The organism is Terrisphaera buseokensis (assembly GCF_047521145.2).
GTDB lineage: Bacteria > Verrucomicrobiota > Verrucomicrobiia > Opitutales > Opitutaceae > ER46.
On record NZ_CM134186.1, the window covers coordinates 59,556 to 80,532 of the forward strand.

The window sequence follows — 20,977 nt, forward strand, 5'->3', positions numbered from 1 at the left end:
GTGGCGTCCGGTGCCGGCGGGAGAAACCTTGTTTCGAGCGGCTGAACGTGCACAATCAACCGCGTACCGCGGTATTAATTCAATCGGGCTCCCTGCGCTATGAACTCCCCGTCCTCGTCTGATCTCACGCGTCGTGATTTTCTGAAAAACACCGGTCGCCTCGCGACGGTGTCCGCTCTTGCGGGTGTCGTGCTGCCGCACGTTCACGCCGCCGGCAGCGACATGATTCAAGTGGCGTTGGTCGGTTGCGGCGGGCGCGGGACCGGGGCGGCCGGCCAGGCGCTTTCCACCACCAGCGGCCCGATCAAACTCGTGGCAATGGCGGACGTGTTCGAGACGAAGCTCACGAGCTCGTTCGATCGCCTGACGAAACAGTTCGCCGCCAAGGCGGGCGCGGTCGAGGTGCCGGCGGATCGCCGGTTCCTGGGCTTCGACTCGTACAAGGCCGCGATGGATGTGCTGAAGCCGGGTGACGTCGTCATTCTTGCGACGCCGCCGGCGTTCCGCTGGGTGCATTTCAATTACGCGATTTCCAGGAAGCTGCATGTCTTCATGGAAAAGCCGCTCACGGTCGACGGTCCGACCAGCAAACGGATGTTCCAGCTCGGCGAGGAGGCGTCGCGGAAGAATCTCAAGGTCGGCGTGGGCTTGATGGTGCGCCACTGCAAGGGCCGCCAGGAGTTGTATCAGCGCATCCGGGACGGCCAAATCGGCGAGATCGTGGCCATGCGCGCCTATCGCATGGGATCGGGCGGCGGGACCGCCGGGCCGAAGCCGCCGGAGATGTCCGAGGTGCTGTATCAGATCTCGAAGTTTCACGCGTTTCTCTGGGCCAGCGGCGGCGTCTTTTCGGATTACTACATCCACCAGATCGACGAATGCTCGTGGATGAAGGACGCCTGGCCGGTCGAGGCGATGGCCATTGGCGGCCGCCACTATCGCGGCGACTCGCTCGATCAGAATTTCGACACGTATTCGGTGCAGTACACGTATCCCGACGGCACGAAACTTTACTACGAGGGGCGCAACATGCCTGGCGTGCACAACGAATTCGCGAGTTACGCCCATGGCGCGAAGGGCTCGGCCGTCATCACGACCCGTTCGCACGCGCCGGGCAACGTGCGCATTTACGCGGGGCAGAAGATCCCGCGCATCCTGACGCCGAAGGACAAGATCGACCTCGCCGACCCGAATCTGCGCTGGGCGTTTCCGCAGCCGGAGCCGAGTCCGTATCAGCTTGAGTGGGACGACCTCGTCGCGGCGATTCGCGAGGACCGGCCGTACAACGAGGTGAAGCGCGGCGTCGAGGCGAGCCTCGTGGCGTCGATGGGCCGGATGGCGGCGCACACCGGCCGGATCATCACCTACGACGACATTCTGAACTGCGATCACGAGTTTGCGCCGGACGTGGACAAGCTGACCAGCACGTCGCCCGCTCCGGTGCAGCTCGAGGCCGACGGAAAGTATCCCGTGCCGCGCCCCGGCATTCAGACTGCGCGCGAGTATGGTCCCGTGTTGGCTGCGGCGGCGACGCCGGCCGCGCCGCGTGCGACCTGAACGGGTTTAGTTTGCCCGCCCCGCGGCGAAGGCTGCGTTGGAGCGAGTTCGACCGCGGGGATGGGAGTTTCTCCCAAATTCCGGGTGAAGGGGGAACTGCGGGCGCCGTGCTGGAACAATGCGCCTGTATGAAAATGATCATCAACAACCCAAATCACCGCACTCACTCCCGTTCCAAACTTCTCTGGCTGGGCGCTTGCTGCGCGCTGGCCGCCACTGCGCTGGCGCAAGAACCGGTGCGTGAGCGGCCCGGCACCAATCGCGACGTGACCCCGAGCAACCGCGATGCGAGCGATCCGGATCGCACGGCTGCCCCCGTGTATCCGCGTCAGAACGGCGTCAGCGTCACCATGAAGCCCAGCCACGGCGACAAAAACTTCCTCGAGGAAGCCACGCAGTCGGCGAGGGAGGAAGTCGCGATCTCGCAGATCGCCGTCACGAAGGCATCGCATCCGCAGGTGCGTGAGTTCGCGCAGATGATGGTGAGCGACCACGAGGGCGCAGGCACCGCGCTCAGTTCGCTCGTGACGGTCCGTGGCGTCGCCGTCGACGCGAAGCGCGTGAACGTGCAGCGCTGGGAAAAGAAGAGTGCCAAGGAGTTCGACAAGGACTACATGGAAAAGATGGTCGATGATCACGAGAAGGCCGTGAAGCTGTACGAGAAGCAGTCGACCAAGGGGGAAGATCCCGAGCTGATGGCGTTTGCCAGCAAGACACTGCCGACACTGCAGACGCATCTCGCGAAGGCGCGTGAGATTCACAAGACTGTGAAGTAACCGCCTGCGGCGATTGCGATCCCGAGCCCGCCGGACTTCGGCGGGCTTTTCTTTTTCAAGATCGGCCGCCGCATGAAGCAGCGTCGCGCACACGCGGGTGTTGAAGCGTGTTTCTCGCGATAGATCGGAACCGCCCGGTTCGCCACCGTACGATCAGGTGCAGTCATCGTGCCTCACGATGATGTCTCCTGTATCGTAAACCCAAACGCTCCTCCCATGAAAGCCAGCACCACCAATATCGCCCGCGGAAATGCCAATGTCGTTAAGGGAAAAGTGAAGGAAGTGACCGGCAAGGTCGTCCGCAGTCCGAAACTTGAATTGAAGGGCGCCGCCCAGAAGGAAGTGGGCAAGATTCAGCGCGCTGTCGGCAAGAGTCAGAAGAACCGCGGCGCCTGAGGCTGCCGCTCGAGTTCCCCGCGTGGCACGAACAGGATCGTGCGCGCCGGGAGCGCAGGCGTCCGGCCTGCATGGAAAAAAGCGGGCGCGATGCGCGCGCTCCGGTCGCACCAGCAATCGACGCTGTGCCTTTGAAGTGGTGGGCCCACTGGGATTCGAACCCAGAACCAAAGGATTCAAGTTTGCGCGTCTTTCGACGCTCCTTGGACTATGTCTTCACCCACGGCTTGCCCGTTGCGGGTGTCGGGGGTTGATGCGGTCATTAAGGGGGCTGAACCCCTCCGCTAGTCTCTACACCTTCCAGCAGTGCACTGCTGGCTCGGCTCGGCGTCGCCATGCCCGCGTGGGCAGCAGGTTTCGCCGAACTTCCCCGAATCCCGGCGGGAGTTTCCCCTCCGCCGGCACCATTGATGAGTCCTCTGCTCTAACCGTTGAGCTATAGGCCCGCTTCAAAGAACACGCCGAAGATGAGGCGGCGGCGTGGTCGCGCAAGCGTGGGTTCTGGGCGCGGAGACATTTCAACCTCCGGCAGCGTCCGCTGCCCGCCGCAGCGGGATCGGCGCATCCCGGGCGGGGCGATCAACGAACACCCGGGAGCGCCGTTCGCCTTACGGGTGCTTGAGCAACTGCTTCAGCAGCCCGGCGTCAGCGAGTGCGTCGAACACCGCTGCGGCGAACAGGCCGTGCGTGCGGGTCGTCGGGTGCACGTCATCCCAAAACAAATACGTGTCGGCCGACGCAGGAAAAAGCGCGATGCCCGGCGTCGTCACGTTGGTGAAGCCGAACGCCGCGGGCTGGGCGGCGATGGCGTTGAGCAGCGCGAAGGCATCGACGCGGACCGTGGAAATGCTCAACGCGTTCAGCGCGCCGTTGAGCAGCTGGTTGAACTGCGCGCTGAGGAGGGTGGCGCCGGCCGACGTGGCGGGTCCGGCCAGGCGGGCGCGCGGCGTGAGGCCGATGTCCGGCAGATTCACCACGACAATGTGCTCGGCACCGGCGGCGCTCAGGCGCCGGACAATGGTGACGAGGTTCGCCACCCCCTGCGGGATGACGACGGCGGGATTCTCGTTGCCGCTGAGGATGCGGAAGAAGTCGTTGGCACCGCCGAACACGACGTAGAGCGCCTTTTTGTCCAGCCGTCGCGGAAAGGGATACAGGCTGAGCAGTTCGTCCACTTCATCGAGCATGCCCGGAAGGCCCGTGTAGACGTTGGTCCGGCCGGTGTTGGCACCAGCCCAGGAGAAGTTATCGAGGGGATTGTAGGTCAGGCGCAGCTGCGGCGCGAGTTGATCGATCCAGTTCGGACCGTTGCTGACGCGGCCGTTGAAATACGGAAACGGCGGAATACCGATGGCGGCGAGCGTGCGGCCCGTGTCGGAGAGACTGTCGCCAATCACGTAGATCGCACTGAAGGGCGGATTGCGATCGGGCTGGTTCGGATTGCCGTTTTCAGCGCCGGCAACGGCCGCAAACGGCAGAGAGGAAAACAGCAGGCCAAGGGCGAGGACCGGAGCGAAAGCGCGCCGGAAGCGCGCGAAGACAATGAGGGTGTTCATGGGACGGACAGGTGGGTTCGGGGAACGGGCCGGCGCGGTGGGAGATCCCGCGCGGCCTGGTCGAGCGTTCGACGGGCGGAGCGTGGCCTCGACCGAAGGCGCTGGCCAGCTTTGTTGCGCTGGGAACGAGTGCTGGATTTGGTTCGGCGGGTGAGCCTGGATGGGGGGGAGCCGATCGCTCGCAACGGTGCGAACCGGAAACGCAGGCGTCCCACTGGCCTCAAGTGTTCAGGGTCCGAGGAGAAGCCGGCCGGTGACCGGCGCTCCCGGTGGTGTGGGCTCCGCTTGCCATGCGCGCGTTCGCGCCGATGCTGGGGGCGCTCCTCCCATGAACTCCCTGCCCCGCGTTCCCACCCGACTCCTCTTGCTTGTCGTTCTCGCTGCCGCGGGTGCCGGTCCGGGCCGCGCGGCGACGACCGGGGCCGCGCCGGCGGCGCTGGTGCATGCGACGCTCGACGAGGCGATCGCGAAGGGCGACGTCGAGGACGTGAAACGCCATCTGCAACGCGACCCTGCGGCGGTGCGCGGCACCAAGGACGCCAAGTTGTCGCCGCTGCATCAGGCGATTCTGCGCCGGCAGCTGAAGATCGTGCCGCTGCTGCTCGAGGCGGGCGCGGATGTCCAGGCTCCGGATACGTCGGGTCGCACGCCGTTGCATCTGGCGGTCGAGCGCGGTGACGCCGTCGTGGTGAAGGCGCTGCTGGAACGGAAGGCGGACCCGACGAAGCGGGATCGCATCGGGTGGACGCCGCTGCACCACGCGGCGGCGAAGAACCGTGTGGAGATTGCAACGCTCCTGCTCGACAGCGGCATGAACCCGAATCTGCTGAGCGAGCTGGGCGGGACCGCGTTGCACGAGGCGGCCGCGGGGGGAAGCGTTGAGATCGTCAAGCTCCTGCTGGCCCGGGGCGTCGACCCTTCGATCCGTTCGAAGCCCGGCGTCACCGCGCTCGATCTCGCCCGCGAGTACAAGCAGCCCGCGGTGGTGGCGCTGCTCGAGAACGTGAAGAAGTAACGACGGACGTGGCTGGCGTTAACTCGTCGACAGCTGGTCGGCGACCGCGCGCAGCAGGACTTCGGTCGAGAACGGCTTGGCCAGCACCTGGCGGGCGCCCAGTTTGGCGGCGACGGAAAGATAGTCCTCGGCGTTGCCGCGACCGCCGCCGGACATCGCGATGATTTTCACCGCCGGGTGATGCCGGCGGAATTCCATGATGGTTTCGAGGCCCTCCTGTTCGGGCATCACGAGGTCGGTGAGCAAAACGTGGAAGGCAGCGCGCTGTTGATGCGCGACCGCTTCACGGCCGTTGACGGCGACTTCGACGACGTAGCCGGCCTGTTCCAGCGTGGCCCGAAGCATCTGACGCATCAGGGCGTCGTCCTCGGCCACCAGAATACGGGGGGAAAGGTTCATGGCGCGGCGGCGGACAGGACGCGATGCACGGTCGCGCCGAGGATGTCGAAGGAGAGCGGCTTGAGCACGAACTCGCGGATGCCGGCGGCGCGGGCGCGTTCGGCATTCACGGTCGCGGTGTACCCGGTGGTGAGAATGATGGGGATGTCGGGCCGGATGGCGAGCAGGGCGCCGGCCAGTTCGATGCCGCTCATCCGGGGCATGGTGAGATCCGTCACGACGAGATCGAAGTCGGCGGGCCGGCGGCGAAACTCCTCCAGCGCGCTCAACGGGTTGGTGCTGACTTCGACCTTGTAGCCGAGTTCCTCGAGCGATTTGCGGGTGACCTGGACGAGGAGAGCCTCGTCATCGACCACCAGGATGCGTTCGCCGTGACCGGAGGGCACGACGCCGGCCGCGATGGCCGGGGTGATCGCTTCGAGCGAGTGGGAGGGAAAATAAAGGCGGAACGTGGTGCCGGCGCCGGGCCGGCTGGTTGCCGTGATGCCGGCCTCGTGGCTGCGCACGATGCCATGGACGACCGCCAGGCCGAGGCCGGTGCCCTCGCCCGGTCCTTTCGTGGTGTAGAACGGCTCGAACATCCGGCTCAGCGTGGTCTCATCCATGCCGACGCCGGTATCCGCGATCGTGAGACAAGCATAGCGGCCGGCGGGCAGTTCGGTGTTGAGCACGGCCAGCGGGTGCTGCAGCTCGACGGCCTTGAGGCAGACCTCAAGCACGCCGGGTTGCTCCCGCATGGCGTGCCAGGCGTTCGTGCACAGGTTCATCACGATCTGGTGGAGCTGCGTCGGATCGGCGAGGACGACGGGCGGATCGCGATCAAGATCGAGTTTGAACTCGATGGAACTCGGGATCGTGGCGCGCAGGAGTTTCAGCGCCTCCGCGACAATGTGCTTCATCTGGACCGGGCGCCGGGCCTGTTCCTCCTTCCGGCTGAAGGCGAGGATCTGGCGGACGAGATCGGCGGCGCGAGTTCCGGCCTGGCGGACGTAGCCGAGATGCTCCAGCACGACGGCATCGGTCGTGCTCATCTGGGCGAGTTCCGTGTAGCCGTTGATGACGCCGAGGATGTTGTTGAAATCGTGGGCGATGCCGCCGGCGAGCGTGCCGATGGCTTCCATCTTCTGGGCCTGAAGGTATTGCTCCTCGAGCCGGCGGGTCTCGGTGATGTCTTCGGCGTGGCCGACCACGCGCAGCACCTGGTCCGTGTCGTCGCGCACGGGAAACCCGCGGTCACGGATCCAGCGCACGGCGCCGTCGGGCCGCGTAATCCGATAAATTTCCTGGTAGCTGCCCTGGATCCGGCGCGCGGTGGCGGCGGCGACCCGGCTGCGATCGTCGGGATGAATGGATTCAATCCACGTGGTGGGATTCGCGTACAGGCTTTCGCAGCTCCGGCCCCAGATCGTGGCGTAGGCGGGGCTCACGTAGATCATCGCCCGGCGCAGGGGATCCATGATCCAGAACGCCTCGGCGATGTTTTCGGCGAGCAGGCGGAAGCGCTCCTCGCTGTCGCGCAGGCTGCGGACGACGCGGCGCTCGTCCTCCAGCACGCTCAGGAGGGCGCGGCGGGATTTTTCGGCGAGCGCGAGCATCCGTCCGGCCTCCTTCTCGCTCGCGGCGAGGGCGCGGGCCTGGTGCCGCAATTCCAGTTGCGCGACCGCGCGCCGGCTCAGGGCCCGGAGAGCCTCGCGTTTCTCCGGCGGCAGGGTGCGCGGCACGTGATCCATCACGCAGACGGTGCCGAGGGCGTGGCCGTCGGGATCGACCAGCGGGGCACCGGCGTAGAACCGGAACCTGGGGCCGTCCACGACCGCGGGGTGATCAGCGAAGCGCGGATCCTCGGAGGCATCCGGCACCTCGAAGACCTGATCTCCCTGGAGAATGGAATGGGCGCAGAACGCCAGATCGCGCGACGTCTCGGAGAGATCGAGCCCGAGGCGGGCCTTGAACCACTGGCGGTTCTCGTCGATGAGCGTGACCATGGCCGCCGGGGCCTGGCAGATTTCGCTGGCGAGAAACACGAGGTCGTCGAAGGCCTGGTCGGGCGCGGTATCCAGAATCTCGTAACGCCGCAGTGCCGCTACGCGGCTGGATTCGTTGGCGGGCTTGGCGGCGATGATCACGGCGAACGAGGGGGAGTTTCGTAGGTGGCGGGCCGGCCCCGCTGGAAGAGCAGGTCGTTGACCTCCGCCTTCAGGGCAATGACACGATCCTCGCGGTCCAGCATCACCTCCTGCCAGCGCAGCAATTCGTCCAGCTGCTCGCGGGTCCGCGTCTCGGCGCGGTGCCGGTCGATGGCCAGCGCCGCCAGGTGGGTGACCATTTCCACCAGCCGGTGGTCGCCGGCCTTGGAGTCGGCCGGCTGACGGTACCAAATTGCGAACGTTCCCAGCACCTGCTCTCGCTCCCCGAACACGGGCGTCGACCAGCACGCGCGCAGGCCGTGCTGCAGGGCGAGCGAGGCGTAGGGGGCGTCCGGCGCGTCCCGGGCGATGTCCGCCACCATCACCGGTTCGCGCCGGTAGGCGGCGGCGCTGCACGGACAGCCGGAATTCTCGATGACGAGTCCGTCCATCGCCCGCGTGAACGCCCGGGGCAGGCTCGGCGCGGCGCCGAAGCGCAGCAGTCCGCCGTCGGTGTCAATCACCAGCAGCGCGCCCAACGTCTCCGGCGACTGCAGCTCCAGCATGCGGACCAGCACGTCCAGCGTATCGTTGAGCGGACGCCCCGTGCTGATCATTTCCAACACCTGCGACTGGCCCGCAAGCAGCGCCTCGGCCCGTTTGCGCTCGGTGATGTCCACGCGAATGGCGACGTACTGCCGCGGTTTGCCCTGGTCATCGAGGATCGGCATCAGGGTCGAGGCCACCCAGTAGAACGATCCGTCCCGGGCCCGATTCTTGATTTCACCGCGCCACACCCGGCCCTGGCTGATCGTGGCCCAGAGTTCGCGGAAAAAGGCCTTCGAGTGGTGGCCCGAATTCACGAGGCGATGGTTCTGCCCGACGAGCTCCGCGCGGGAATAGCCCGAAATGGCGCAGAAGCGCTCGTTCGCGTAGGTGATGGTGCCCTGTGGATCCGTGATGGCGACGATCGCATGCTCGTCGAGCGCGGTGCGCAACCGATCCGCCGCCGCCAGGGCCGCGGCCAGTTTGATCCGGGCCTCGCGCTCGTCGGCCGCCGTCTGCAGCGCGCGCTGCCGCGACCGGTGGATGGCACCGTTCAGGGCACTGATCACAATTCCGGATACGCCGAGCATCGCCAGGTGCCACCACTCGGAGCTGGTGCCGGCGTGGGCATGCAGGTCGGGACCGAAAATCCCATAGCGCGCCACGACGAGCGTCAGGGCCGTCATCAGCAGGCCGGGCGTCAGCCCGCCCAGATAACCCGCCAGCATGATCGGCGGCGTGAAGATCACCAGGGCCGCGTTCTCGGTCAGGGCCGAGTCCAGCGCGTAGCAGATCCACCACGCGACCGCCGTGCCGGCCATCGCCAGGGCATAGCTCAGGAGGAATCTGCGCCGCTGGCCGCTGCCGCGGGGGCCGGCCGAAGAAAGGGCGGAGACGTCAGTCATGGGCGCAGGGGTTCGAGCCATCGGTGTGCCCTTTGCTGGAAGGAGCGGCACAAAGGGCCCGGTGCTGAAGACCAAACTATCGACATCCCCGCCACCAGGGCAAGCCCGTCCAGATGAGGTCGATGCGAGGCGGACCCCTGCGGGACTCCGCGCTCGCCCTGCCCGCCGCGAACTAGCGCTGCTGCAGCTGTTCGATCGTCGGATCGATCAACTCCTCAAGGTCGAGGAGCGCGGTCGCGGTGCCGTTGAGCGAGGCGATGCCGCGGATGAATCCTTCCGCAATCCTGAAGCCCGCGCAGGACGCGGTGTCGACGGTCGCTGAATCGATCGGGACGAGATTCTCCACCCGGTCGACCATCAGGGCGATGGACGTATCCGGACGGCGGGCACGGGAAATCCAGGCGACGACGATGCGGGTCTCGGAGTTGAAATGCGCCGCGGAGCCGAAGCGAACCCGCAGGTCAACCAGGGGAATCGAGCGCCCGTGCAGCATCACAAAGCCGTGCTCGAACGCGGGTGCCGCAAGCACCGGCGCGGAGTTGCGGAGCGTGCGCACTTCCGCGACGCGCAGGAAGGGCAGACAGTAGCATTCTCCGCCGACCATGAATGTGAGATAGGATTCGCGGGGCGGCGGCAGGCTGACGGGTGAGACTTCGTTCATCGCGTACATCGGCGGGCGGTTTCGACGTGACGCGGTTCAGTTGCTGCGCATGAGCTCCATGAGCTCCGCGGTGACGGCGAGGTTGACCTCGAGGAGCAGGCGCACGCCGTTGGTGGTGGGAACAAGGCCGAGCAGATAGTCGGCGGGCTTGGTCGAGCCACCGAGCGAGAGGGCGGCAAACTGGTTGGCGGAAAACGCGACCGCTCCACCGACGCGATCGAAGATCAGCCCCATCTGGCGTTCGCGCCCCGGCGCCAGCTCGGTCTGGATCACCACCACGCGGGTGTCGTCCGTGAGTGCGTCCGGGAGGCCGTACTTGGTGCGCAGATCCACCACCGGAATCAGACGATCGCGAAACGTGCACAGACCCTTCACATAACGCGGCAGTTGCGGGATGGCGGTGAGGTACGGCAGCGGAATCACGGCGCAGATGCGCTCATCGGCGATGGCGTAGGGGTTCCCGCCGAGCACGACGTTGGTGTAGATTTCAGCGGAATCGGCGGATGTCGGTGCCAGGTCGGAACGAGGTGCGGCGATGCAGCAGGTCTCGATCGCCTCCGGCAGGGCGGAATGGACAGCGGCGCGAGACTGGGAGCAGAGGACGGAATTCATTGGCGGCAGAGTGGAGGGTAAGACGGGGTCCGCGGAGGCGGCTCCCTTGACGCCACCACTCTACCGGATCGCCGCTCCAGCGTCGCGGGAGCGGATCTACTCAATCGCCGGCCGGACCTCTACGTGCCCGGGATTTCGCCATCGTCGTCAACCGCGCAACTCCCTTGTCCGCAGGTAACATCGATCGCCCCGGGGTTTCGGGCCAGAACCCCGATCACGCGGACCAGGCGGATGGTTTGGAGGTATCCGAAGCGTCTGCGCAATCCCGGCACGGACGTCCGCGTTGCGGCGGGGATGGCGGCCGCATTTCGTGGGCCGCTGCTTCGGTGCGACTTACCCGACCGTCACGCTGCCCGTCGGAACCGACGGCGAGCGCAGTGCGGCCGTGGGTTCGATGCCCGCGGGAATCACCAGCGTGAAGCGCGAGCCCTTGCCAGGCTGGCTGATCACCTCGACGTCGCCCTGGTGGAGTCGCACCAGCTGTTTCACGAGCGCGAGGCCGAGGCCGGAGCCGTCGTAGCGGCGCGCCAGCCGGCCATCGAGCTGGACGAAAGGTTGGAAGAGACGGGGAATTTCGTCGGCGGAGATCCCGATGCCCTCGTCCCACACTTCGAAACGCAGCGTGCGCTCCACCACGACCACACGCAGGCCGAGCGTGCCTTCCTCGCGGGTGAACTTCGAGGCGTTCTCCAGCAGATTGTCCAGCGCCTGCTTGATCCGCCGGCTGTCGACGATCATCCGGAGATCATTGGGCACGCCGTCGTAGTGGAGCTGTTGGCGGCGCTTGGTCACGAACGGCCGGACCGAGTGAATGCTCGCCTGGCAGATCTCGCTCACGAGGCACTCGTGTTTGGCGAGCTGCTCCTGGCCCGCCTCGATCCGCGCGAGATCGAGGATGTCGTTCACGAGGGCGAGCAGCCGCCGGCCGCTGCCCTCCACGATCCGCAGGTAGCGCGCCTGCTTTTCGTTGAGCGTGCCGGCGACGCCTTCAATCATGCTTTCGGTCAGGCCGAGGATGCCGACCAGCGGCGTGCGAAGTTCGTGGCTCATGCTGGCGAGAAACGTGTCCTTCACCCGCGCCGAACTCTCGAGCTGCGCGCTCTGGATGCGCAGCTGATCCGCGAGCCGGTGCAGATCGTCCGCGGCGATGCGCTGGACCTGCAGCGCCTGGAGCAGATCGAGCGTCGGGTCGTGCACCGCGAAGTCGGTCAACGTCAGGCCGATTTTTTCGAGGTCGCGCGTATCTCCGAGCCACGGCGAGCCGAGAAACACCACGCCGTCGCCGAGCACCTGCATCTGGCCGCGAAAAATCACGCCGCCCGCGATGGCGCGGATGGTGTAGAGGCGTTCGTCGGCGGCCCGCAGGCGCGTCGTCTCGAAGGGATCGTCCGGTCGTTGCGGCGCGAACACGGCGTCGAACGCCACGCCGGGCCGGGCCGCGGGTGCGACCTTCGCCAGCGAACGTCCGGTGCGCGTGATGCGGCCGTCGCCACCCATCGCGACATGGAAGGGGAAGACCGCGTCGAACTCCGCGGCCGAGAGCGTGATGGCGTTGGCGGGTGCGGCGTTCACCACTCCACCAGAAAGATGTCGTGATCGCCGCCGCCGGCCTTCGACTGCAGCAGCGTGACGCGCGCCGCGGTGTCGAACATCCGGCCGAGGCCGCTGAGCAGGCCCTCCACGAACGGCGTGAGCCCCGCGCGATGCGTGATGTAGTGGAGTTTCAATGACGTCGCGGTGCGGTCCGTGACCTCGAACCGCGGCGGCACGAGCTTCGGATAGATCAGCGCCACGCGGTCATGGAAGTGCGGCAGGTTGCAGAGGAACTCGCCGAGGCTTTTGCCGCCCGCGGCCATCATGTGCCCGTAGCCTTTCCGCGCGGTGTTCAACACCCAGTGCTCGCCGAAGGCGTGCAGGATCTTTTCCGGCGGCGTCTGCATCAGCTCGCTCGCCGCGCCCACGAGCCGGTACGTGATCTCGTCGGGATAGCCTTCGTTGCTGATGAAGACCTCCTCCGTCACGCCGGCGCGCCGCTTGATGTCGCGCCACACGGTTTCGCCGTGGGCGGACACGACCATCTCTTCGACTGCCTTGTTGACCATTCCGTACATGGCGTGAGTGGGATTGAGGGTTGGGACGAAAAGGGCGGGCGGGTTTCAGCTCCGGGTGCGGGCGGTGGCGGACTCGTCGACGACGCGCAGGAGTTCCCGCCGATCGATGGGTTTGCCGACATAATCGTCGAAGCCGCTCGCGGCGCAGCGGCCCCACACTTCATCGCGGCCGTGAGCGGAGAACGCGACGAGCCGGCAGCCGCGCGAGGCCTCACCGCCCTGCCACGCGCGCACGGCGCGGGCCACCGTGTAGCCGTCGGCCACCGGCATCTCGAGATCGACCAGTGCGACGTCGAACGCCTCGCGCTCGAGCTCCGTCAGCGCGGCGTCGGCGCTGTCGACGACGACCAGGTGGTCGCAGTGCGTCTCGAGCAGGCTGCGCAGGACTTCCTGATTGGCGATGTTGTCGTCGACGGCGAGCACGCGGAGATCCGATCGGCCCGCGGCGGGCGACGGTGCGGCCGGCGTGGATGGAGGCGCCGCCACGCGCGGCACGGTGATCGCGAAATGGAACTCGGCGCCCGCGCCCTCGGCGCTGTGCACGGCCAGCGTGCCGCCGAATAGATCGACCAGCCGACGGCTGATGGAAAGGCCGAGTCCGGTTCCGGGCACGGAGGCCTGGAGTCCGCCTTCGAGCTGCACATACGGCTGGAACAACCGCGACTGCTGCTCGGCCGAGATGCCGGGTCCGGTGTCGATCACGGCAAAACGGAGGGTGAGCTCGGATCCGAGATCGGATTCCACCGTGACACGCAGCGTGACCCGACCGGCCTCGGTGAACTTGAGCGCGTTGCCGACGAGATTGATCAGCACCTGCAGGAGCCGCGGACCGTCGGTTTCGATCCACAGCGGAACCCGGGCCTCCACTTCCAGCGCGAGATCGAGGCCCTGTTTTTGCGCGCGCAGGGCGAAGAGCGACTGCACCTCGCCGCACAGCGCGCCGAGTTCCAGCGGGGCGGGCCGCAGCTCGAGTTTGCCGGCTTCGACGCGGGAAAGATCGAGGAGATCGTTCACGACGCCGAGCAGGCGCTGGCCCGAATTCCGGATCGTGCGGAGGCGCTCCGCCGCCGTGGGATCGGCGGTCTTCTCGGCGAGCGATTCCGCCAGGCCGATGATCGCGTTCAGCGGCGTGCGAATCTCGTGGCTGGTTGTGGCGAGGAAGTCGGTCTTCGACTGGCTCGCGGCCTCGGCCTGACGCCGCGCCGCGTCCGCCTCCGCGGTGCGCTCAATCACGCGGCGGTCCAGCTCCTCGTTGTTGCGCCGGAGCATCGCGTGCGTGACCTGGAGTTGCGTGGCGAGCTGGTTGAAGGCGTGGAACACCATCGCCACTTCGTACGGGGCGTCGGGATTGGTGTTTCGGATCGGCTCGACCGTGCTCAATTCCGCCTGGCGGTTGGCGTTGGCGGCGAAGTGTTCCAGCGGCAGCGCCGTGCGCCGCCGCGTCGATCGCGCCACGAGCGCCGCGGCGACGGCGATGCCGACGGCGACGCCGCCGAAAAGCACGAAGACCCAGCCGCTGCCCTCGAGGCCGGCGAGCAGCCGGCGCTGGGCGATCACCTTCACCCCGGCCGCTTCCGCCGGCGAGGCGAAGGCCTTGAGCCGCGTCGTGCCGGTTTGCGGATCGGTGCGGTCCACGAGCGCCGGCACATCGGGCGAGTCGCTTTTGAGCAGCACGCCCTGGGGCGTGTGATGCAGGTTGGCGAGCGAGGGAATGCCCGAGGCCGCATCGGCGTAGATCACGCGGCCGTTCGCATCGCAGAAGATCAACTCCACGTCCTCGAGCTGCCGGGTGCCGACGATGAGCTTGGCGAAGTGGTGCACCTCGAGCGAGGCCTGCACGACGCCGGCAAACGCGCCGTTGGCGTCGCGCAGCGGCGTGCTGATCGCCATGATGATGTCGCGGCCGAAGCCGCGTCCGCGAAACACGCCGCTGACAAACGTGCGGTTGAGATCGCGCGCGCGCTTGAAGTACTCGCGATCGTCCACGGTCCGGAACGGCAGGCGCTCCAGGGAGCGCGCGGGAGCGGTGTGCGTCAGCCGGCCGGAGGCGTCGGTGACGAGCATGGTGAGAAACGCCGGATGCGTGCGGCGCGTTTCCTCGAGCAGCGCCGTCGGATCGGTGCCGCCGCGGCTGATGACGTTGCCCAGCGTCTCGACGGCCGCCTGGTGCGTGCTGAGGAACAGTCCGAGCTGCCGCGACAGCCGCCGGCTCGTCTCGGCGAGCACCTCGCGGTCCTCGCGTTCACAATACGTTCGCAGCAGCATCGACATGCCGATGCCGACGAGCACGAGCGGAACCATGGCCAGCACGAACGCCGCCTGAAACACCATGTCCCGCATCCGCGCGCGGGGCGTTTCAATTTCGTCCAGCCACCCGGCCAGCCGGGTGATGCGCAGCAGAAACACCGCGATCGCGACCGCCGAGATGTGATTCAGAATCTGTTTCATCGCGACGATCGCGGTCACATCGAGCGGCTGCCGCGCGACGCCGAGATGGAGGAGGCCGATCGCGGGCAGGCCGATGGCGACCCAGAAAATGCCATCCTGCGTGACCCGTGAGCGCCGGCGGGCAAATGCCAGCCAGACCGCCTCCGCGGTGGAGATCATCAGCGTGAACGGATCGCCGAGGATGAACAGCGTCGCGCTCATCGGCACCGCGGCCGCGAGGATCGCCCAGGTCCGCGGCAGGATCAGCACCAGCGGCATGTAGACGAACGGTCCCGGGAAAAGGGATACGTCACCGGGCAGCATGATCGGCACCGTGTTGAGCACGGTGGCAACCGCGACCAGCGCGGCCACGCGTCCCGGATGGCGAAGCGATCGTTTCATGGCGTCAGCCCGGCCCGGGTGGGGTGGGTGCGGGCGTCATCCGGTTTAACCGGTTGCCGCCACGGGCTGAAGTTCCGGCGTGTCTGCGCTCTCCGCACTCGCGGCCCGCGGCGCGGGCAGCTGCACGAAGAACGTCGCGCCTGCGCCGACCGCGCTTTCCGCCCAGATTCGGCCGCCATGCGCGCGGACGAGGCGCGCGACGAGCGACAGGCCGAGCCCGAAGCCTTCCGTGGTGCCGGCCGTCGACAGCCGCGAAAACTCGCGGAACAGCTTGTCTGAATCACGCGCGTCGAAGCCGACGCCGTTGTCGCGCACGAAAAGGACCGGACCTTCCGGCGAGAGCGTGGCGCCGACGGTCACGACCGGCTCCGCCTGTGCCGACGAGTACTTCAGCGCGTTGGAAAGCAGATTGTAGAAGATGCGCTCGATCACGACGGCGCTGACACCCACTTCCGGCAACGGCGCCAGATCGAAGCGCGGCGTGACCGCGGGAAACAAGTCTCGCACGCGCATCCAGAGGCGGGAGATCACCGGCGTCGCGTCGACGCAGATGCTGGCGTCACCGCGCTGGCCGTCATGTTCGTCCTGCGCAAGCTGCAGGATGTTCTGGATGAGTTCCTGCATTGTGAGCGTCGACTGAAACGCCCGGTCGATCAGCGGCGCGGCCTCGGCGTTCAACGGCACCACGCCCTCTTGAATGAGCGAGAGGTAACCCTTGATGACGGTGAGCGGAGACCGGAGATCGTGGGAAACGAAATTGGCGTACGACATCAGCAGCCCGTTCGATTCCTCGAGTTCGCGCGTGCGGGCGCGGACTTGTCGCTCCAGCTCCTCGTTCATCGTTTCCAGCTTCCGGCGCGCCTGCACCTCCGCGGTCACGTCGTCGAAGACCAGCATCACGAGCCGGCTGGCGCCTTCCGGCACGAAGGCCGCGCGAACGTTGAACACGCGTTCCTGCTCCCCGGTGCCCGCGCGCACCTCGCGCGCGGCGGACGCGCTGTTGTCGAGCATCGCGTCGACGATCGCGGAGCGGAGCACCGGCGTGGAGTCGGGATGAAACTGGCTGAAGATTGGCTCGCCGATGCGGTGGCCTTCGGCGCGGGCGTTTGCCGCCACGACGCGGCCGTCGATGTCCGTGAGCACAATGGCGCCCGGCGCGAGCTCGTAGAGATGCTCGAAGCGCGCGCGCTGCTCGGCGATGCTGCGAAACCGGTTGAGCGACGCCACGGTCCGCACGCGGGCGCGGATTTCCTCGCGGCGGCAGGGCTTGGTCAGGAAGTCGTCCGCCCCGGCGTCGAGGCCCTCGAGCCGCGACGCGCTGTCGTCGAGCGCGGTGATCAGCAGGATCGGAATGCGGCCGATGATCGCGTCGCGGCGGATCGTGCGGCAGACGGTGAAGCCGTCCATCTCCGGCATCATGACATCCAGCAGGATCAGATCGGGCTGGTGGAGCCGCGCGAGCGCGAGCGCGTCGGGGCCGTTCTCGGCGAAGAGCAGGTCGTACGCGTCGCCGGCGAGAAAGGCTTCGAGCGTCGCGAGGTTGAGCGGTTCATCGTCGACGATGAGGATCTTGGGTTTCATGGAGCGAGGCCGGCGAAGGTGCGAAGGTTGAGGGCGAGGGCGGTGAGCGAAACGGGTTTGGGCAGGTGCGCGTTGGCCCCGGCGGTGCGGCAACGGGCCACGGCTTCCGCCTCGGTGAGCGCGCTGACGGCCACGATCGGCAGGTCGCGGCCGTGCGGCGTCTGGCGGAGGCGCGCGATCAGATCGAGGCCGTTCATGCCGGGCATGTTGATGTCGACCAGCGCCAGGCCCGGCTCGGCCGCGGCGATCGCCTGCAGCGCCGCCTCGCCGCTGTCGCAGTGCACCACCTCGATCCTGTGATCGCGTAGGTAGTCGCCTACGAGGGTGTGCTGGCGCGGATCGTCGTCGACGAGGACGACGCGGCGGGCGCGCGGCGGCAGATCGGCGGGCCGGGTGACCGGCGGCACGACGATCGACGCGGGCAGCTCGATCGTGAAGGTGCTGCCCGCGCCGGGCGTGCTCGCCACGGTGACGGTGCCGCCGTGCAATCGCACCAGCCGCTCCACCAGCACGAGTCCGAGGCCGGTGCCGCCAAAGGCGCGCGCCAGCGACGAATCGACCTGCGAAAAGGGTTTGAACAACCGGTCCAGTTTGTCCGGCGGAATACCGATGCCGGTGTCGCGCACCGCAATGACGACCGCGCCCGCGGCGTTGATTGCAACGGTGACGGTGACGGTGCCCTTGGCCGGCGTGAACTTGACCGCGTTGCTCACCAGGTTCTGCACGACCTGCCGCAGCAGCCGCTCGTCGGCGCTGACGATCAGCGGCGCGGGTGGACGGTTGACCTCGGTGGCGAGCTGTTTTGCGCGCGCGTCGCGCTGTGCGGATTCGACGGCGGCGGCGGCCAGCAGGCCGAGATCGAACGACGTCACGTTGAGCTGGATACGACCGGCCTCGATGCGCGCGAGATCGAGGATGTCGTTGATCTGCGCGAGCAGCTGTTTCCCGCTGTCGTGAATGATGCCGAGGTAGCGCCGCGCGCGGGTGGGATCCACCGCCGCGCCCGCCTCGAGCAGGGACTCACTCAGGCCGATGACGGCGTTGAGCGGCGTGCGCAGCTCGTGGCTCATGGCCGAAAGAAATTCACTCTTCGCCTTGTTCGCGACCTCTGCCGTGGCGCGCGCCGCCACGAGATCCGCCTCGACTGCCTTGGCCGCCGAAATGTCCGTCAGCGTGCCGGTGCCGCCCCGCAGCAGGCCCGCGTCGTCGCGGATGCTGCGGGCGCTGACCAGCATCCAGCGGAAGCCGCCGTCCGCGGTGTTGAAACGCACCTCGCCGCGATACGCGTCGATCTGTCCGGCAAGCACCTCGCCCCATTTCCGCAGGACCTGTCCGCGGTCGAGGGGATGGACGAATTTCGGCGTGAGCCGGCCGAGGCTCGCCGCAGCCGTCCAGCCGAGGCGTTTCTCCCAGGCGGGGCTCAGGTAACTCCAGCAGCCGCGTTCGTCGAAACGGAAGACGACGTCGTCGAGGCTGTCCACGAGCTCCTGGAACGCCAGCGGTGCGCAGGCGCTTCCGGCGAGCACAGAGTCGCGGGCGGTGCAGAGGTCTGGCATGAGTGGTGGCACGAGAGCGGGGCGGAGGGCTTCGCCCGCGGGCTCAGACGGCAGCTGCGCGCTCGGGTGCGGAGGGCGCCGATTCGACCAGACCGAGCCGAATCGCATGCAGCGTGAGGTGCGCGACCGAACGGAGGCCGGTGCGGCGGGAGATGCTGGCGCGGTGATTCTCGACCGTGCGCACGCTGATGCCGAGGCGATCGCCGATTTCCTTCGACGACAGGCCGTCGGCGAGAAAACGCAGCACCTCCCGCTCGCGCGCGGAGAGCTCCATGTTCGAATCGACGGCCTCGGGATTGCTCACGATGCGCTGCACGCTCCGGGTGATGGCCGGGCCGAGATAGGTCTGGCCTGCCGCAACGGCCTTCAACGCGGTGGTGAACTCGGTGAAGCTCGCGGTCTTTTCGATGTAACCCTTCGCGCCCGCGGCCAGCGATTCGCGCACGGCGAGGTCGGTGGTATTCGCGGAAAAAATCAGTACGTGCGGCGGCGGATCGATGCGCACGGAGCGCAGGAACTCCAGGCCGAGTCCGCCGAGCAGCATCCAGTCCAGCACGACCACGCGGGGCTTTGTGGCCTCGGCGACGCGCAACGCCTCCTGCACATCGCCCGCCTGGCCCACGACGGCGAACTCGGGCATCGCCGCCACGAAGGCCACGAGCATTTGGCGGATCGCAGTCTGATCTTCGACCACCATGACTCCGATTTTCTCGGCGGGACCTGTAGTTGCGGGCGGCATACCGACAGAATACGGCAATTCACTCAGGTTTTTAATGAGTAGTTCTCGTCAGGGCCGGGATTTAGACCGTTTTATCCGGGCGCAAAATCTGCCTGGCGGCGGCCCCGGCTGGCGGAAGTAACTCCGGCGGAACGTTCAAGCGACTCCCGCTTCCCGGCTGAGTGGTTTCCGTGCGTAGCCGCCCCGGCATCTGGGCAACGATCCCCGCCCGTGCGACCGGCCGGAAGCGGGTCGCGCCGCCGGCGTGTTCAGGAACGGTAAATCCCAGCTGCCGCGGCGGCGATCCTGCGGATGAGGCTTGGCGGACCGACTCGGGCCGTTGTGCTCGGCGACGGCATGCGAACGCTTTTGGCCACCGGTTTGCTGGTGCTGGTGACGCTCTCCGCTTCGGCGCAGGGACTGCCGGTCGGATCGTCCCCTGACTCCGTGCTGCGTACGCTCGGCACCCCGCGTTCCCGCAGCGCCGCGAAGGAACGGGAGATTTGGATGTATCCAACGTTTCAGGTCGTGTTCGAACGCGGCCGCATGACTTCACTTACCCCGCTCCCGACCGACGGCGGCACGGTCGAGTGGGAGAAACGGTCCGGTTCGATCACGCCGATCTCCTCCACGCCCGTCACAGTTGCGCCCGCAGCGACTTCTCGGCCCGTCGAGAAAACGGTGGCCCGGCCCGCCCCGCCGGCGCGGCCACGTTCATCGGGCCTTTGGGCGCAGGTGAAACTGGTGTTCACGGGCATGGTGCTCATGGCCGTGGCGATCGTTGGCTTCAAACTCTGGCTCTGGCGGCGAAACCGGCGCGCCACGACGGGTGCGACCGCGGGTGCAACCCACCCTGTGACGACGCGTGCGGGTGCGATGCTGGCTGCGTTGGTGAAAACGCCGGTGACCACGGCAGCGGCGACGCCAGCGACGCCCGTGGCGGCGCCCGAACCGACGCTCGTTCCCGCCGCGCCCGTGGTGGCGTCGTCCGACTCGCGTTCGCCGCATGTGTCAAAGCCACCCACGTTATCCGACTGGGAACTGCCGCTCGATCTCCTGCGAAGTCTGGAGTGGAAACGCTTCGAGTTGCTCGTGGAGCGCTATTTCACCGCGACCGGCGTCCGGGCCCAGAGCAACGGCGTCGGGGCCGACGGCGGCGTGGATGTTTATCTTTACCGCGGTCAGGCCCAGCGTCCGTTCTGCTACGTGCAGTGCAGCGCGTGGGGCACGCCGCGCGTCGACGTGAAGCACGTGCGTGATTTGTTCGGCGTGATGATCGCGAACCGCGTGCCGGAAGGCCTGCTCGTTACCAGCGGCGATTTCACGACGGAGGCGGCGGCGTTTGCGCGGCAGAATAAAATCACGCTGCTGTCCGGCGAGGACTTCATCGGCCGGTTCAACCGGCTGGCGCTGCTGGTGCGGTCACGCATCCTCGAGGAGATCACGCGCGGCGACTACACCACGCCGACGTGTCCGCGCTGCCATCTCAAGCTGGTGCTGCGCGCGAACGACGGCGGCCAGGCTTCGCAATGGGTCTGCCGCAAATTCCCGCAGTGCCACTATACCGTGAAGACCCGCGATGCGCTGACGGAAAGCCCGCTCGGCGCAGCGCCGTGAGTTCGGACCAGAGACA

General features: G+C 67.2%; 17 protein-coding genes. 5 read left to right on the plus strand and 12 right to left on the minus strand.

The features are described 5' to 3' along the window. The first annotated feature begins 99 nt into the window (after positions 1-99). The 3 genes from ACLJEU_RS00225 (at position 100) to ACLJEU_RS00235 (ending at position 2,729) form a co-directional block, all read left to right on the plus strand. Positions 100-1,557 carry a Gfo/Idh/MocA family protein gene (locus ACLJEU_RS00225; protein ID WP_414662493.1) on the plus strand — a complete coding sequence of 486 codons (1,458 nt, stop codon included), beginning with the start codon at positions 100-102 and terminating at the stop codon, positions 1,555-1,557. A gap of 128 nt (positions 1,558-1,685) precedes the next feature. Continuing rightward, on the plus strand, positions 1,686-2,333 hold the full coding sequence (locus ACLJEU_RS00230; protein ID WP_414662494.1) for a DUF4142 domain-containing protein: 648 nt from the start codon (positions 1,686-1,688) through the stop codon (positions 2,331-2,333). Between the two features lie 216 nt (positions 2,334-2,549). Next, positions 2,550-2,729 carry a CsbD family protein gene (locus tag ACLJEU_RS00235; RefSeq protein ID WP_414662495.1) on the plus strand — a complete coding sequence of 60 codons (180 nt, stop codon included), beginning with the start codon at positions 2,550-2,552 and terminating at the stop codon, positions 2,727-2,729. 608 nt (positions 2,730-3,337) lie between these two features. Here ACLJEU_RS00235 and ACLJEU_RS00240 read toward each other — a convergent pair. Further along, positions 3,338-4,285 carry an SGNH/GDSL hydrolase family protein gene (locus tag ACLJEU_RS00240; RefSeq protein WP_414662496.1) on the minus strand — a complete coding sequence of 316 codons (948 nt, stop codon included), beginning with the start codon at positions 4,283-4,285 and terminating at the stop codon, positions 3,338-3,340. 328 nt (positions 4,286-4,613) lie between these two features. On the opposite strand from ACLJEU_RS00240, the gene ACLJEU_RS00245 reads away from it, so the two are divergent. Further along, positions 4,614-5,300 carry an ankyrin repeat domain-containing protein gene (locus ACLJEU_RS00245; protein WP_414662497.1) on the plus strand — a complete coding sequence of 229 codons (687 nt, stop codon included), beginning with the start codon at positions 4,614-4,616 and terminating at the stop codon, positions 5,298-5,300. Between the two features lie 18 nt (positions 5,301-5,318). Here the strand turns inward: ACLJEU_RS00245 and ACLJEU_RS00250 are convergent, their stop codons facing one another. From ACLJEU_RS00250 to ACLJEU_RS00300, 11 genes are all read right to left on the minus strand, one after another. Further along, positions 5,319-5,699 (minus strand): response regulator, encoded by a 381-nt coding sequence (locus ACLJEU_RS00250; protein WP_414662498.1) that lies wholly within the window; start codon positions 5,697-5,699, stop codon positions 5,319-5,321. Continuing rightward, the gene (locus tag ACLJEU_RS00255; RefSeq protein ID WP_414662499.1) at positions 5,696-7,825 is read right to left on the minus strand and encodes a hybrid sensor histidine kinase/response regulator; all 2,130 of its coding nucleotides are present in this window, start codon (positions 7,823-7,825) and stop codon (positions 5,696-5,698) included. Before ACLJEU_RS00255 ends, ACLJEU_RS00250 begins: the two co-directional genes overlap by 4 nt. Next, positions 7,822-9,276 carry a PAS domain S-box protein gene (locus ACLJEU_RS00260; protein ID WP_414662500.1) on the minus strand — a complete coding sequence of 485 codons (1,455 nt, stop codon included), beginning with the start codon at positions 9,274-9,276 and terminating at the stop codon, positions 7,822-7,824. Before ACLJEU_RS00260 ends, ACLJEU_RS00255 begins: the two co-directional genes overlap by 4 nt. Positions 9,277-9,448: 172 nt before the next feature. Then, positions 9,449-9,937, minus strand: a complete 489-nt coding sequence (locus tag ACLJEU_RS00265) for a chemotaxis protein CheW (RefSeq protein ID WP_414662501.1) — start codon at positions 9,935-9,937, stop codon at positions 9,449-9,451. 36 nt (positions 9,938-9,973) lie between these two features. Continuing rightward, entirely contained in the window at positions 9,974-10,549 is a 576-nt protein-coding gene (locus ACLJEU_RS00270) for a chemotaxis protein CheW (RefSeq protein ID WP_414662502.1), read from the minus strand. 333 nt (positions 10,550-10,882) lie between these two features. Further along, on the minus strand, positions 10,883-12,121 hold the full coding sequence (locus ACLJEU_RS00275) for an ATP-binding protein (protein WP_414662503.1): 1,239 nt from the start codon (positions 12,119-12,121) through the stop codon (positions 10,883-10,885). Continuing rightward, the gene (locus ACLJEU_RS00280; RefSeq protein WP_414662504.1) at positions 12,118-12,660 is read right to left on the minus strand and encodes a heme NO-binding domain-containing protein; all 543 of its coding nucleotides are present in this window, start codon (positions 12,658-12,660) and stop codon (positions 12,118-12,120) included. The genes ACLJEU_RS00275 and ACLJEU_RS00280 overlap by 4 nt, the downstream gene beginning before the upstream one ends. A 45-nt stretch (positions 12,661-12,705) precedes the next feature. Further along, positions 12,706-15,489, minus strand: coding sequence for an ATP-binding protein (locus ACLJEU_RS00285; RefSeq protein ID WP_414662505.1), 2,784 nt, complete (start codon positions 15,487-15,489; stop codon positions 12,706-12,708). Positions 15,490-15,534: 45 nt separating this feature from the next. Then, positions 15,535-17,070 (minus strand): sensor histidine kinase, encoded by a 1,536-nt coding sequence (locus ACLJEU_RS00290; protein ID WP_414662506.1) that lies wholly within the window; start codon positions 17,068-17,070, stop codon positions 15,535-15,537. Continuing rightward, entirely contained in the window at positions 17,067-18,626 is a 1,560-nt protein-coding gene (locus ACLJEU_RS00295; protein ID WP_414662507.1) for a PAS domain-containing hybrid sensor histidine kinase/response regulator, read from the minus strand. The genes ACLJEU_RS00290 and ACLJEU_RS00295 overlap by 4 nt, the downstream gene beginning before the upstream one ends. A gap of 43 nt (positions 18,627-18,669) precedes the next feature. Beyond that, complete coding sequence (locus tag ACLJEU_RS00300; RefSeq protein WP_414662508.1) at positions 18,670-19,365, minus strand: response regulator; 696 nt, start codon at positions 19,363-19,365, stop codon at positions 18,670-18,672. Between the two features lie 336 nt (positions 19,366-19,701). Between ACLJEU_RS00300 and ACLJEU_RS00305 the strand changes: the two genes are divergently transcribed. After that, positions 19,702-20,961, plus strand: a complete 1,260-nt coding sequence (locus ACLJEU_RS00305; RefSeq protein WP_414662509.1) for a restriction endonuclease — start codon at positions 19,702-19,704, stop codon at positions 20,959-20,961. Positions 20,962-20,977: the final 16 nt, after the last annotated feature.

Coding starts and splice junctions, on each gene's coding strand:
- ACLJEU_RS00285 (WP_414662505.1), bottom strand. CDS start 15,489: ATGAAACGATCGCTTCGCCATCCGGGACGCGTGGCCGCGCTGGTCGCG.
- ACLJEU_RS00240 (WP_414662496.1), bottom strand. CDS start 4,285: ATGAACACCCTCATTGTCTTCGCGCGCTTCCGGCGCGCTTTCGCTCCG.
- ACLJEU_RS00225 (WP_414662493.1), top strand. CDS start 100: ATGAACTCCCCGTCCTCGTCTGATCTCACGCGTCGTGATTTTCTGAAA.
- ACLJEU_RS00270 (WP_414662502.1), bottom strand. CDS start 10,549: ATGAATTCCGTCCTCTGCTCCCAGTCTCGCGCCGCTGTCCATTCCGCC.
- ACLJEU_RS00300 (WP_414662508.1), bottom strand. CDS start 19,365: ATGCCGCCCGCAACTACAGGTCCCGCCGAGAAAATCGGAGTCATGGTG.
- ACLJEU_RS00245 (WP_414662497.1), top strand. CDS start 4,614: ATGAACTCCCTGCCCCGCGTTCCCACCCGACTCCTCTTGCTTGTCGTT.
- ACLJEU_RS00235 (WP_414662495.1), top strand. CDS start 2,550: ATGAAAGCCAGCACCACCAATATCGCCCGCGGAAATGCCAATGTCGTT.
- ACLJEU_RS00290 (WP_414662506.1), bottom strand. CDS start 17,070: ATGAAACCCAAGATCCTCATCGTCGACGATGAACCGCTCAACCTCGCG.
- ACLJEU_RS00295 (WP_414662507.1), bottom strand. CDS start 18,626: ATGCCAGACCTCTGCACCGCCCGCGACTCTGTGCTCGCCGGAAGCGCC.
- ACLJEU_RS00305 (WP_414662509.1), top strand. CDS start 19,702: ATGCGAACGCTTTTGGCCACCGGTTTGCTGGTGCTGGTGACGCTCTCC.
- ACLJEU_RS00230 (WP_414662494.1), top strand. CDS start 1,686: ATGAAAATGATCATCAACAACCCAAATCACCGCACTCACTCCCGTTCC.
- ACLJEU_RS00250 (WP_414662498.1), bottom strand. CDS start 5,699: ATGAACCTTTCCCCCCGTATTCTGGTGGCCGAGGACGACGCCCTGATG.
- ACLJEU_RS00260 (WP_414662500.1), bottom strand. CDS start 9,276: ATGACTGACGTCTCCGCCCTTTCTTCGGCCGGCCCCCGCGGCAGCGGC.
- ACLJEU_RS00265 (WP_414662501.1), bottom strand. CDS start 9,937: ATGAACGAAGTCTCACCCGTCAGCCTGCCGCCGCCCCGCGAATCCTAT.
- ACLJEU_RS00280 (WP_414662504.1), bottom strand. CDS start 12,660: ATGTACGGAATGGTCAACAAGGCAGTCGAAGAGATGGTCGTGTCCGCC.